The organism is Microvirga pudoricolor (assembly GCF_016892705.1).
In the GTDB taxonomy this organism is placed as follows: Bacteria; Pseudomonadota; Alphaproteobacteria; order Rhizobiales; family Beijerinckiaceae; genus Microvirga; species Microvirga pudoricolor.
The window spans coordinates 1084408-1097539 of the sequence record NZ_JAFEMB010000001.1 but is presented as its reverse complement, the minus strand read 5'-3'; the positions used below and the strand labels follow the sequence as shown (position 1 = coordinate 1097539).

At 68.1% G+C, this 13132-nt stretch carries 10 protein-coding genes; 4 read left to right on the top strand and 6 right to left on the bottom strand.

All coding sequences use genetic code 11. The features are described 5' to 3' along the window. The first annotated feature begins 3 nt into the window (after window positions 1–3). Both ILT42_RS05035 and ILT42_RS05030 read left to right on the top strand, forming a co-directional pair. Entirely contained in the window at window positions 4–1014 is a 1011-nt protein-coding gene (locus ILT42_RS05035) for a glucokinase (protein WP_204214219.1), read from the top strand. Between the two features lie 61 nt (window positions 1015–1075). Further along, on the top strand, window positions 1076–2191 hold the full coding sequence (locus ILT42_RS05030; RefSeq protein ID WP_204214218.1) for a succinylglutamate desuccinylase/aspartoacylase family protein: 1116 nt from the start codon (window positions 1076–1078) through the stop codon (window positions 2189–2191). A 7-nt stretch (window positions 2192–2198) separates the two neighbouring features. On the opposite strand, the gene ILT42_RS05025 is transcribed toward ILT42_RS05030, so the two are convergent. Next, window positions 2199–2495 (bottom strand): hypothetical protein, encoded by a 297-nt coding sequence (locus tag ILT42_RS05025; RefSeq protein WP_204214217.1) that lies wholly within the window; start codon window positions 2493–2495, stop codon window positions 2199–2201. A gap of 211 nt (window positions 2496–2706) precedes the next feature. Here ILT42_RS05025 and ILT42_RS05020 point away from each other — a divergent pair, with 211 nt between their 5' ends. Together ILT42_RS05020 and ILT42_RS05015 are read left to right on the top strand one after the other, a co-directional pair. Then, window positions 2707–3828: a Kelch repeat-containing protein gene (locus tag ILT42_RS05020; protein ID WP_204214216.1), complete on the top strand. Its 1122-nt coding sequence runs from the start codon at window positions 2707–2709 to the stop codon at window positions 3826–3828. Window positions 3829–4097: 269 nt separating this feature from the next. After that, a complete protein-coding gene (locus ILT42_RS05015; protein ID WP_204214215.1) occupies window positions 4098–5693 on the top strand; it encodes a peptide chain release factor 3 in 1596 nt (531 codons plus the stop codon). Between the two features lie 115 nt (window positions 5694–5808). Here the strand turns inward: ILT42_RS05015 and ILT42_RS05010 are convergent, their stop codons facing one another. From ILT42_RS05010 to ILT42_RS04990, 5 genes are all read right to left on the bottom strand, one after another. Further along, window positions 5809–6711, bottom strand: coding sequence for a sugar kinase (locus tag ILT42_RS05010; protein ID WP_204214214.1), 903 nt, complete (start codon window positions 6709–6711; stop codon window positions 5809–5811). A gap of 91 nt (window positions 6712–6802) precedes the next feature. Further along, window positions 6803–8161 carry a virulence factor family protein gene (locus ILT42_RS05005; protein ID WP_204214213.1) on the bottom strand — a complete coding sequence of 453 codons (1359 nt, stop codon included), beginning with the start codon at window positions 8159–8161 and terminating at the stop codon, window positions 6803–6805. Then, the gene (gene mprF / locus ILT42_RS05000) at window positions 8151–10844 is read right to left on the bottom strand and encodes a bifunctional lysylphosphatidylglycerol flippase/synthetase MprF (RefSeq protein WP_204214212.1); all 2694 of its coding nucleotides are present in this window, start codon (window positions 10842–10844) and stop codon (window positions 8151–8153) included. Before mprF ends, ILT42_RS05005 begins: the two co-directional genes overlap by 11 nt. A gap of 132 nt (window positions 10845–10976) precedes the next feature. Then, window positions 10977–12095 (bottom strand): DUF1513 domain-containing protein, encoded by a 1119-nt coding sequence (locus tag ILT42_RS04995; RefSeq protein WP_204214211.1) that lies wholly within the window; start codon window positions 12093–12095, stop codon window positions 10977–10979. Next, a complete protein-coding gene (locus ILT42_RS04990) occupies window positions 12082–13125 on the bottom strand; it encodes an imelysin family protein (RefSeq protein ID WP_204214210.1) in 1044 nt (347 codons plus the stop codon). The genes ILT42_RS04995 and ILT42_RS04990 overlap by 14 nt, the downstream gene beginning before the upstream one ends. Window positions 13126–13132 lie beyond the last annotated feature (7 nt).

The window sequence follows — 13132 nt, the reverse complement described above, 5'->3', positions numbered from 1 at the left end:
TCCATGAGCCCGAACTTCGCGTTTCCCGCCCTGCTCGGTGATATCGGCGGCACCAATGCCCGCTTCGCGGTGCTACCGGCCCCTGGGGAGCCGGTCCGGCTCCTGCCGCGGCGTTTGACAGCTGACACGCCAAGCCCCGTGGAGGCGATCCAGGGGGCCCTCGACACCTATGACGGAGCGGCGCCGCGTTCGGCCATGATCGCGGTGGCCACCCGGGTCGACAAGCCTGTCATCCGGCTCACCAACGCGCATTGGACCATCGACGCCAGGGCCATCGGCGAGGCGCTCGGGCTCGAGCGGGTCACCCTCGTGAACGATTATACGCCCGTGGCGGCGTCCGTGACCGTGCTCGAGACCGCCAAGGGCGACCTCGCGCCCATCGGATCGACCGAGACGGCGGGTCCCGGCGCCCGCGTGGTTCTCGGTCCGGGCACGGGACTGGGCGCCGCCGCCCTGGTGCCCGTGGAGGACCGCCTCGCCATCCTGGCCACGGAGGCGGGCCATATCGAGTTCGGCCCGTCCGGCGACGACGAATTCGCGTTCTGGCACCATCTCGAACGCACCGGCAACCGCGTCTCGGCCGAGACCGTCCTGTCGGGCCCCGGCCTCTTTCGCCTGTCGAAGGCCCTGTCCGCGCATCGCGGCCGGGACTGCCCGTTCCGCCTCCCCAACGACGTGCTCGCGGCGGCCCGCGAGGGCGAGCCGCTGGCCCGCGACACGCTCGACATCTTCTCGCGCTGGCTCGGCCGGTACGCCGGCGACATGGCGCTGACCTTCGAGGCGAGCGGGGGCGTGTTCATCGCGGGCGGCATCGCGCCGCGCATGGTGGACGTGCTGCAGAACGGGAGCTTCCGGGGGGCTTTCGACCGGAAAGCGCCCCACGACGCCTGGGCCTGCACGGTCCCGGCCTACGTGATCATCAACCCCGAACCCGCCCTCCAGGGCCTCGCGGCCCTCGTGAGCGATCCGGGGCGCTTCGTGTTCCAGTCTCAGGGGTGGTCGAGAGAGGGTTGAGGCTTCACCGCCCGTCGCTCGAACGCTATCCAAGCCTGCCATGGGCTGCTAAGCGACCTTGATGAAAACAGAGCAGATCGCCCTCTCGCCTCTCGCGCCCGGCGCGCAGATTGCCCTCACGGTTCAGCGCTTCGGCACGCCTGGCGCCCGTCCGCGCGTTTACGTCCAGGCCGCCCTGCATGCGGACGAAACGCCCGGCATGATCGTGGCACATCACTTGCGCGAGCGTCTGAGCCAGCTGGAATCCGAGGGCCGGATCGAGGGCGAGGTCGTTCTCGTGCCGTCGGCCAACCCCATCGGCTTGGCCCAAAAGCTGCTCGGGCAGCCGGTCGGCCGCTTCGATCTCTCCAACGGACAGAACTTCAACCGGGGTTACCCCTACCTCGTGCCGGGCGCGGCGAAGCGGATCGAGGGTCGGTTGACCTCCGACCCGCAGGCCAATGTCCGCCTTGTCCGGGAGGCGCTCCTGGCGGAGGTCGACGACTGGGACGCCGCGACGCCGACCGAGCGCTTGAAGCAAACGCTCCTGCGCCTCGCCGTGGATTCCGATGTCGTGCTCGACCTCCATTGCGACGCGGAGGCATCCTTACACCTCTACACGCATACCCAGACCGCGGGGGCGTTTGCGGATCTGGGCGCCTTGCTCGGCGTGGAGGCGTTCCTGCTCGCGGACGAATCAGGCGACGATCCCTTCGATGAGGCGAGCAGCCGTCCCTGGCCGGAACTGGCCGAGCGCTTCCCCGATCACCCCATTCCCAATGCCTGCCACGCCACGACCCTTGAGTTTCGGGGCGAGGCGGACGTGACGCACGCGTTGGCCGGCAAGGACGCGGGCGCGTTGATCGACTATCTGATCCTGCAGGGCGTCATCGCGGGCGAAAGCCCTACCGTTCCGGACGCGCTATGCGAGCCCACGCCGCTTGCCGCTTCGGAGCCCGTGGTGGCGCCGGCCGCCGGCATCATCGTGTTCCGAGCCGAGGTCGGCCAAAAAGTCGAAGCGGGGGCCGTCGTGGCCGAGATCATCGACCCGACCACCGGCGCGGTCGTGGAGGCATGCGCGGAGAACGGCGGCTTGCTTTTCGCCCGCGTGCTCGTTCGCTTCGCTACGCAGGGCCAGCGGATCGCCAAGGTGGCGGGCATCACGGCGCAGCGGACGGGAAAGCTTCTGGGGGCCTGACGACGTCTTAGGGCTGGCGGTCGAGATGCTTGTGCTCGACCACGGTGTATTCCACGTCGATGATGCCGTCGTCCGGGCGCGGCGTGCGCTGCGGCGCCTGTTTCTGGGCCTGGCGAATCTTGTGCCTCAGGTAGAAATAGAACCCGGCGCCGACGGCGAGGACGACTGGAAACACCACCACAAAGGCCACGAAGAACAGAGCCAGCATGGCGAGCCCAAGGGAAGCGGCCACGGCCAGCTTCAAGAAGGCCGGGATCGTCCCGCCCGCCGAGCTGCCTCGTCCCATCCGCATATAGGCTATCACTGGTGTCCTCCTGAGGGCGCCTTTCGCCCGGTTCGCGTGCCAATCTACCCGACAGCCTGCCCGTGTCATCGGGTCCAGCTTCACAATCGGGTCATCCAGGGTTCTGGATGGGGATCATGTCGTCATTAAGTCATCCGGACGCAAGGACACGCTCTTGTCATCGCCCCTCGCGCCTCGCGATACTCCACCGGAGACGCAGGGGAGAAACGCCATGGACCGCCGCGGATTTCTAACAGGAGCCGCCCTGGCGGTTCTGGGTGTCGAACGGGCCGCGGCCCAGCATTCCGGGCACCACGCCCTCCCTGAGGCGCCGCCGTCCCCGGATCCCTATGCGCGCCTCCAGGGCGGCGTGCCCCACCACCTGACGCCGGAGCAGGAAGCCCAGCGCGTGACGGACAGCCCCGCCCCGGCGGGAGCCCAGGGACGCTGGGTGACTCGCGCGGCCCTGCCGATCCCCCGCAGCGAGATGGCCTGGGCCACCGCCGCGGAGGGCCGCATGCATATCGTCGGCGGCTACGGGGAGGGGCGGGTCGACCGGGCCTATCACCACGTCTACGACCCTGGAACGGATCGCTGGTTCGATGCCGCGCCGCTGCCGCGTGGGGCGAACCATGTGGCCGTCGCGGCGGAAGGGGACCGGGTCTATGCGCTCGGCGGCTTCATCGAGCAGAACCGCAACCCGGATCACAACGCCTATGTCTATGAAATCTCGAGCAACCGCTGGACGCGCATCGCGCCGCTGCCGCGCCCTCGCGGCGCGGCGGCGGCCGTGGTGCTCGCCGGGAAGGTCCACCTGATCGGCGGCGCCTCGGAGCCCACGATGGAGCGCGCCAGCGTCGGCTGGCACGAGGTCTACGATCCGCAGGCCGACACATGGCGCCAGGTAAAGGCTCTGCCGGGGGCGCGGGACCATGTGGGCTGCGTCGCCCATAACGGGCAGATCCATGTCATCGGCGGGCGCTTCAACACGTTCGAGTACAACACCGACCTGCACCACGTGTACCTGCCCGCCAAGGATACCTGGGAGGTTCGCTCGCCCATTCCCACGGCTCGGTCCGGCCATGGCCTCGTGGCCTACCGGGACCGGTTCTTCGCCATGGGCGGGGAGGCGGGGCGGATCGAGGGCGGCAAGCCGATCCAGGCCAAGGTGTTCGGCCAGATGGAGAGCTACGATCCGGCGGCTGACACGTGGCAGCACCATGCGCCCATGCCCACGCCCCGGCACGCGGTGGGGGCGGCTCTGATCGGCGACTGGATCTATGTGGCGGGCGGCGGTGCGGTGCTGGGCGGTGGGGTGCAATCGGCGGTGCACGAAGCCTTCACGCTCGGCTGAGGGCATAAAAAAGGGCCTGCCGGATCGAAATCCGGCAGGCCCCACATTATCTCGCCGTGTCGAACGCCGCGGGCGCTTCGACCAAGCCAGAGCTAAATCAATGACTTAGCGGGCGACCACGGCGAGGCGACGGCAGTGACAATGAGACACTGGATCACCTCCTTTCGTTGTTGACGGGAAACACCAATATGGTTTGAGAGGCACAGATCGTTAAGGGGGCAATGCTGCGACGTGTTGACCCCGCCGCCGTTTCAGAGAACACACCCGTCATGACCGAATCCCAGGCCCCTTTGCCGGCCCCCGTGGGCCGCCGCCGCACCTTTGCCATCATCTCCCACCCGGATGCCGGTAAGACGACGCTGACCGAGAAGCTCCTGCTGTTCGGCGGCGCGATCCAGCTTGCGGGCGAGGTGAAGGCCAAGAAGAACCGGGTTTCCACCCGCTCCGACTGGATGGGCATCGAGAAGGAGCGCGGCATCTCGGTCGTGACCTCGGTGATGACCTTCGAGTACGGCGGCTGCGTCTTCAACCTCCTCGACACGCCGGGCCACGAGGACTTCTCGGAGGATACCTACCGGACCCTGACGGCGGTGGATTCGGCCATCATGGTGATCGACGCCGCGAAGGGCATCGAGGCGCGCACGCGCAAGCTCTTCGAGGTCTGCCGGATGCGCGACATTCCCATCGTGACCTTCATCAACAAGATGGACCGCGAGGCCCGCAACCCTTTCGACATCCTCGACGAGATCGAGAAAACGCTGGCGCTGGACACCGCTCCGATCACCTGGCCCATCAGCCAGGGCCGGAGCTTCGCGGGCACCTTCGATCTCGCCCGCAACAAGGTGCGGCGCATCGATACGGAAGAGGAGCCCATGGGGGTCTCGGGGCCGGACGACGCCTCCGTGGTCGCCCTGCTGCCGCCGGAAGAAGCCGATGCCTGGCTTGAGGAGGTGTCGCTGGCCCAGGAAGCCTGCAAGCCCTTCGACCTCGCGGCCTTTCGTGAGGGGCATCTCACGCCGGTCTTCTTCGGCAGCGCGCTGCGCAATTTCGGCGTGCGCGATCTCATCGACGCCATGGCCGAGTATGCGCCGCCGCCGCGCGGCCAGGAGGCCGACAAGCGCCTCGTGGAAGCGGGCGAGCCCAAGATGTCGGGCTTCGTGTTCAAGATTCAGGCCAACATGGACCCGAACCACCGCGACCGCATCGCGTTCATGCGCGTTTGCTCCGGCAAGCTCCAGCGCGGAATGAAGGCGAAGCTCGTGCGCACGGGCAAGCCCATGAGCCTGAACGCCCCGCAATTCTTCTTCGCCCAGGACCGCGCCATCGCGGACGAGGCCTGGGCTGGCGACGTGGTGGGCCTCCCCAACCACGGGACGCTGCGCATCGGCGACACCCTGACGGAAGGCGAGGATCTGGTGTTTCGCGGCGTCCCGAGCTTCGCGCCGGAAATCCTGCGCCGCATCAAGCTCCAGGACGCCATGAAGGCCAAGAAGCTGCGCGAGGCCCTGCAGCAGATGGCCGAGGAGGGCGTCGTGCAGCTCTTCGTGCCCCAGGACGGCTCGGGCGCCATCGTGGGCGTGGTGGGCGCGCTCCAGCTCGACGTGCTGAAGGAGCGGTTACAGGCCGAGTACGGCCTGCCCATCGATTACGAGCCGACCCGCTTCTCCATCTGCCGCTGGATCACGTCGCCGGATCGGGTGGCGCTCGACAAGTTCATCGACGGCCACCTGTCGTCCATGGCCCGCGATCTCGATGATGCCCCGGTCTTCATGGCGGCGAACACGTTCAATCTCCAATACGAGATGGACCGCGCCAAGGACATCACGTTCTCGGACGTGAAGGATTATCAGAAGAAGGCGGCGTGAAGCCGCCATACCTCTCCCGGATGGGAGAGGTCGGACCGAAGGTCCGGGTGAGGGTGCACGGTATCCGGCTTGGGCACGCCCCCCACCCCAACCCTCTCCCCATGGGAGAGGGAGTTCAAGCCGCCAGCTTGCGTTCGCCGTATTGCTTTTGCACGACAGTGATGTCGTCGAGCGTCGGCAGGCTTGCCTCGTTACCGAGATGCTGAATGGCATGGGCCGAGGCCGCGCGGGCGAAGATGAAGTGGTCGCGCCAGGGCAGGTCCGGGCGGGCCATGGCAGAGTACACATAGGCGCCGTGGAACGTGTCGCCGGCGCCGTTGGTGTCGATCACGGCCTCGGGCGGCACGGCCAGCGCCGGAAGCACACTCTCGACACCCTTCTCGTCGTACCAGACCAGGCCCTTCTCGCCGAGAGTCACGCCGCCGATCTTGACGCCCCGGCTCTTGAGGTAGCCCAGCATCTCGGTGGGCGACAGGCTCATCTGCTCGCACAGGCGTTCGGCCACGATGGCCACGTCGATGAACTCCAGGAGTTCATGGGTGTTCGACCGCAGGCCGCCACCGTCGAGGGAGGTCAGGATGCCGTTCTCGCGAAAGGCCTTGGCGTAATGCATGGCGGCGTCCGCCTGGTGGCCGTCCAGGTGCAGGGCGCGGGCGCCCTCGATGTTGAGCGGCGGAACGGGGTGCAGGTAATGGTCGTCCCGGCAGCGAACGATGGCGCGCTTGCCTCCGTGCGGCATGATGAAGGACAGGGACGATTCCCTCACCTTCCGGTGATGGACCGAGATCCCGTACTTGGCCGCCATGTCGATGAACATACGGCCGAGCCAATCGTCGGCGATGGAGGTGAGCATGTCGGGCACGATGCCGAGCTTGGCGCAGGCGAAGGCCGCCGTCACGGCGTTGCCGCCAAACGAGATGGCGTAATCCCGGGCCACCATCTTGTCGTCGCCCGTAGGAATTTCATCCGCCAGGAAGGTCACGTCGATATAGGTTTGGCCAACAAAGAGAGCTTGCATCGGTCAACATCGTCACATGAAAAGGAAAGCCGAGCTTTGGCCGAGGTTGGCCCTTTGCGCAAGCCGTCATGAGGCCGCCCCAGGGGGGAAGCTACTTCAGGGCCTTGGCGCGGGCCAGGATATCGGCCGCGATAGCCTCGTAATTCCCGTCCAGGTGGTGGCCGCCGCCTCGCTCCAGCAGGGTCGCGCCGGCCAGCTCCGGCAAGGTGCAGGCGGTATCGCCGTCAGCCTTTTCCTCGGTCCCGTAGAAGCACATGACCCTGTCGGCCGGCAGGGTCTTGAGATCGTTCTTGATGTCCACCTCGTCCGAACTCACCCCCAGATAGCCTGCGATGGAGATCTCATAAGCGGCGGTGGGCTCGAGCCCCATGAGCACCACGAGCTTGATCTTGTCGCGGGTGGCCTTGGAGAGCTTGTTCCAGACCGGCGGGATCACGTCCGCCCCCATGGAGAAGCCGATCAGCAGAACCCGCTGGGCCTGCCAGCGCTGCTCATAGGCGGCCACGATCCGCTCCAGGTCCGCGGCGATCCGGTCCGGGTCCTTGCGCTTCCAGAAATAGCGTAGGGAATCGAGGCCCACCACGCTCATGCCGTTCTTCGACAAGGTTTCGGCGATGGACTTGTCGATGTCGCGCCAGCCGCCGTCCCCCGACAGGAACACCGCGAAGGCGCTGTTGCGGCCCTGCGCCGGCAGGTCGACCAGAGGGAGGTCGCCCAGGCCCTCGGTCGGCGGCGAGCCCATCCGGAGGGCCGCCTGAAGGCCGGCCCGGAAGCGGGCCGCATCGTCGCCCGCGACCACCTGTGTTTCGTTGCCCCCGTCCGCATCCACGAAGGCTCGGGTCGCCGGGTCCGGTTCGACGGGAGTAATCAGCACCCAGGGCCCGGGAATGTTGGTGGCGGGTGCGTAGGAAAAGCCGCCCGACACGGGAGATCCCTTGGCGCCGGGGCAGAAGGGCAGGCGCGAGGCCAACTGGGCCGTGAACCCGATGCTCACCGCTCCGGCGGCCGTGTTGGCGGGCGCCTGCGCGATCGACAGGTAGGCGAGGGCCCCGCTCGCAACGCCATCGCCTAGAATGGAGGGCCAGCGGTAGGAGGCGGACCCCAGTGCGCGCTGGGCCGTGGTGGACAGGTCCTCGAATTCGCCCAGCGCATAGAGGCAATCGTCGTCGGGTTCGGCCTTCTCGTCCATCTGCCTGATGACGGCTTGCGCGGAGAGCGGCACCACGGCGGCTCCCTCCGACACGATGGCTTCGGCCTGCGCCCGCCGCTCCGGCGTCAGCTCGCCGTCGAAGAGGTAGATCACGAAGGCCTTGGGCTCTCCTTGCGGGGCAAGCAGGGGCACGGACCCGAACGTGTCCTGCTGGACAATCATCTCGCGGGGGGCGGCTGCGGCGGGCGTGAGCGTCAAGGCCGCCAGCGCGACGGCGAGCCCCAGGGACTTAACGGGCATGGGCGGGTCTCCGTGCATCCCGCAGGGCCTTGGCGGGAGAATTGGCGATCAGGGTGGTGACGTCGAAGAGGATCTTGGGCAGCGCGAGCCCGCCCGGATAGGCCAGATAACGCGGGCGCCATTCGGGCTTGAACTTCTCCTTGAAGGCCCGCAGGCCCTCGAAATTGTAGAACCGGTCGCCGCGCCGGTAGATCAGCGCGCCCAGGCGGCTCCAACGGGAAGCGAGGCGGTGTCGGGGCAGACCGGACAGGGGCGCCATGCCGAGGCTGAACCAGCGAAAACCCTCCTGGCGAGCCTGCTCCATGAGGCTGATGAAGAGCAGGTCCATGGCGCCGCCGGGCATGTCAGGGCGCTGGCGCATGAGGTCGATGGTGAACTCGTTCCTGTCGGCGCTGCGCCAGAGGTTGGCGAAGGCCACGATGCGGTTGCCGTGGCGGATGATGGCCTGGTCGGACCCCAGCATGTAATCGTCGGTCCAGAAGCCGAGGGAAAAACCCTTCTCGCGCCCTTTGTGGCCGAGCCAGGATTGCGAGATCTCGCGCAGCTCCTCCAGGATCGGCGCCACCTGCCCGGCCGGGACGAGCTCGAAACTGGCTCCCGCCTTCTCGGCCCGGGCCTTGGCTTGGCGCAGCTTCCGGCCCTCGCCGCCCTCCAGGGTGAAGCGGGAGAGGTCGACCCAAGCCTCCTCGCCGAGCTTCACGAGGGACAGGCCCGCATCGAGATAGACCGGCAGGTACGCGGTCGAGACCTGGTAGAAAACCGGAGTGGCGCCGAGCTTGTCGGCCAGCTCCTTGAAGCGCCAGACGAGGTCCTCCGCAAGATCCTCATCCGGTGCGATGGGGTCGCCCATGGCGATGATGCTGCCGTGCTGGCGCCCGTACATGATCGCGCCGCGCCGGTCGCCGGAGATCAGGAAGCTCTTGTCGCCGATGAGCGCCAGATGGGAATCGACCTTCGGCGAGGCCGCGATGACGGGGCGGGCGGCCTCGATGCCGTCGCCCGCCTCGCTCTCCTCCACGACCGGCGCCCGGTGAATCAGCGCATAGGCGATGACGCCGAGCGCCGTCATGGCGGCCACCAGGGAGGCGCGCAGGAAGCGGGGGGCGTCGGCCCGGTAGGCGAAATGCCACCACAGGTCCGGCGAGTAATCCACGTAGCGGTAGACGAAGAAGCCGAGCCAGATCGAGGCCGCGACCGCGATCAGGATCGCGATGATCCACTCGGGCGAGGGGCGCTCGGCGAAGAAATCGGCCTTGCGATAGAATTCGTGTCGCCCGACGGCGAGAAAGGCGAGGCCGCCGAGGCAGACCAGCGCCTCCTCGTAATCGGCTCCCTTGACCAGGGAGAACACGGCCCCGGCGGCGAGGAGCACGATGGCCCATTGCCAGGCGGTCGCCAGGCGGCGCACGAGACCCGTCGCCACCACGAGCAGGAGAACGCCCACCATGCTGCCGAGCAGGTGGGAGGATTCCACGAAGGGCAGGGGGATGATGTGGCGGATGAGGCGAAGCCTCTCCATCTCGCTCGGCGTCGCGCCCGACAGCAGCAGCACCGCGCCGCCGCCGAAGACCGCGAGCGCGCTGGCCTGGGGAAACAGGGAGCGCACGGACCCGCCCACGCGCCGCGCCACATGGGCGATGGGCTTCTGGTGTTCCGCCAGCTCCCGCGAGGCGAGCAGCGCCAGGGCCAGACCGAACGGGATCAGGTAATAGACGATCCGGAACAGCACGAGGGCGGCGGCGAGGTCCGTGGTGGGGATCTGCGGCAGGGCGAGCAGGAATGTCGTCTCGAAGACCCCGACGCCGCCCGGCACGTGGCTGATCACGCCCAGCACCGTGGCCACGATGAACACCACCAGGAAGGCCGGGAACGACACGTCGCCGGTGAGCGGAAGCAGCAGCCACAGCGCCATGGCGGCGGCCGCCGTGTCGAGGGCGCCGAGCCCGATGGCCGCGAGGCTCGCCTTCGGGCCCGGGAGCGTGAAGCCCCATTGGCCGACCCGTACGCTCTTGCGCCGGATGGCGGCCCAGGCCACGTAGCCCGCCAGCACGGCCAGAATGAGGATCCCGATGGCGCGGTTGAGCAGCACCGGCGCGCCGTCCACGAGAGAGACCAGGGACGGCTCCGCGATGAGGGCGAGGCCCGCCAGGGCCGCGAGGCCAAGCCAGAACGTGATGGCGCACAAGAAACCCATGGCCACGATGTCGAGGGCCGACACCCCCGCGGCCGTGTAGACCCGCAGCCGAACCGCGTTGCCGGTCAAAAGCCCGAACCCGATGGTGAAGGTGAAGGCCTGGCCGATGAACGAGGCGGTCGCGGCCGTCGACAGGGGCACCCTTGCGCCCACCTGGCGCAGGGCCAGCACGTCGTAGCCGATGAGCACCGTATAGGAGATCACTGTTGCGAGCGCCGCGCCCAGGAGATGGGGGCGGCTCACCTGCCCGATGGCGGCCATGAGCTGGTCCCAGGTGACCTCCTCGGCCTCCCGGTAGACCACGAAGGCCGCGACGACGAAGAGGGCGAGGCCGATCAGGGCCCCGATCCGGCGCCAGTTGAGCTCGGCCGCGGCGTCGATCAGGCGGCCGACTGGGCCGCGCGGCGCGGCGGATGCCGGAGCCGAGGCGGGCTCGAGAGGCCGGTCGAACGCCTCCGCCGGCTCGAACGTGCCTGCCCCGTCTGACATCGAAAGCCTCATGGTCCGGAAGATCTAGCGCCCCTGGGACGCCGTCGCATATGCGTGAGCGCCGCCTGTGGGTCCGGGAGCCTTGGGAGCCACTTGCGGCGAATCGAAGGCGGATTTCGTCCGTTCGGGTGATCAGATCCGGCGCAGATGGTTGTCCCAGATCCAGCGGTCGAGCTCGCTGCCGCCCAGGGGCGCCAGATCGGCTTTGGCCACGGGCGCGAGCCGGACCCCCGCATTGCCGGAGGTGGCGAGGAAAACGCCGCTCACGGGCGCGGGCGCGATGCCGCACACGTCCGACATGCGGCGGCGGCCGAGATAGCGGCCGGTGGTCAGGTCCCACCACGCGATGGCGTTGCCGCGCGGGCTCGTGGCTGCCGCAAGGGTGCCCGAGGCGTCGAGGGTGACGGAGCCGATATAGTTGTTCATCGCGTCGAGGTCGTCCTCGGGCATCTCCAGGAAACGGGCTTTTCCGTCTGGGGTCATCGTGCCGACAAGAGCCGGCATCTCGTCCCGGTCGCCCTCGAACTGGCAGCCGAACACGGTCTCGCCTCCGGGCGTCACGGCCAGGTGCCGGATGCTGAGGCCCTTGAGTCTCGGGCCGAAATCCACGGAGGCCAAGACCGTCTGGCGCTCCGCGTCGATCAGCGCGAGGCTCGGCTCCATGTCGTCCTTGTTGAGCATTTCCCGGCCGGTGGCCGGGTGGGTTTTGATGCCCCCGTTGGCCACCACCATGTGCCGGTGCCCCGGCAGGAAGGCGAGGTCATGGGGCCCGATGCCGAAGCTCGGCATCTCGCCCACGCGGCGGTATCCGTCCGTGGCGTCATAGAGGCCGAGCAGCCCCTCGCCGTCCCGCATCCGGTTCTCGGTGGCGTATAGGAGACCGCCATCGGCCGAAAAGACGCCATGACCGTAGAAGTGGCGGCCTTCCGGCGAGGTCACGACCTGGGACACGGTGCCGGTATGGCGGTCGATGACCGCGGCCCAGTTGCCGGGCCGCCGGGCGAAGACCACGAGGTCGGGAGAGTGGGGCCGAGCCGCGATGTCATGCCCCCGGTCGGGCAGCCGCGTGCGGAACAGCATCCGGCCGTCGAGGTCGAACACGGCCACGGAGGCGGCCTCCGCCTTGTCGAGGCAGGCGGAGACGAAGAGGGGCTGCGCCGTCTCCTGGGCTCGGGCTCCTCTGGAGCCCAGGGATCCCGCGACGGCGGCGCTCAGGGCCGCCAGGAAGGAGCGCCGGTCAATCGCCGTCACGGCTGTTGAACCCCATGGTGATGCCCAGCGCCGCCGGGAGGGTGGCGGCGGCCGTTTCGCGCAGGGAATGGACGGCGTCCCGCAGTAGGATGAGCTGGCGGCGGCGCTTCGGATTCTCGGCACTGGCCCCGATATCGTCGGGGAGGTTCGCCGCGATGGAGCGAGCCGATTCCAGGCCGTAGAACAGGGAGGAGTTATTGCTGTCGCCCGGATCGAGCATCTGCCGCGCCAGGGCCTCGGCCGCCTCCAGATTGACCCGGATCGCCTGCATGGAGCGGCCGCTGCGCCAGCCCTCCGCCAGGGTCGGCTTCGCCTCGTCGGCGCTCTTGCCCATCACGGCGCCAAGTTTCTGGTCGTCGATGATCTCGAACAGGGTGGTGTAGTCCGTGGCAAGGCGCGTGGCCGCCTCCTCGACACGAGCCGCATCGCCGGTTTCGAGCTGCGCCAGCGTGCCACTGGGGCGGCGCCACTCGTCAAGCACTTGCTCCGAGGTGCGGGCGAGGCCCGCCGCAATGGCTTGGCCCACGGCGCAGCGCCGTTTCGCGGTCTCGGACGAGTCGCTCAGAAGCCGCGCGGCGTTCTGCTCGTAAAGCAGCCGCTCGATGGCGGTGAAGCCCTGCGCGGCGGCGCTGACACCCGCGAACCTTTCAGGGCTCAAATCATCCGTGCCCGTGCGCGACAACAGGTTGCCCAAGGCGCGCGTGACGGCATTCTTGCGCTCCGGCCAATGGGCCATGCGCTCGAAACGGAAATCGGTGCTGACCGGGCCGTAGAGCACGAACTCGATGCCCGACCACGCATCGGCGGCTTTGTTGTAGGCATCCCGTAATGAACCGATGGCGTCCGCGCGGGGTGCGGCGCAAAACCCCTTCCAGGCTTCGTTTTGGCCTTGTGTCGTCTGCGCCAGAACCTCGTAGCGCGGGACGATGAAGTCGCGCGCGGCCTGCACGATCGCCGCGCGGTTATCCGCCAGGGACGGAAACGCCAGGGTCGAGAAGATGAGAGCCAGGATGAGGCGCAGTCGAAGCATGGACATT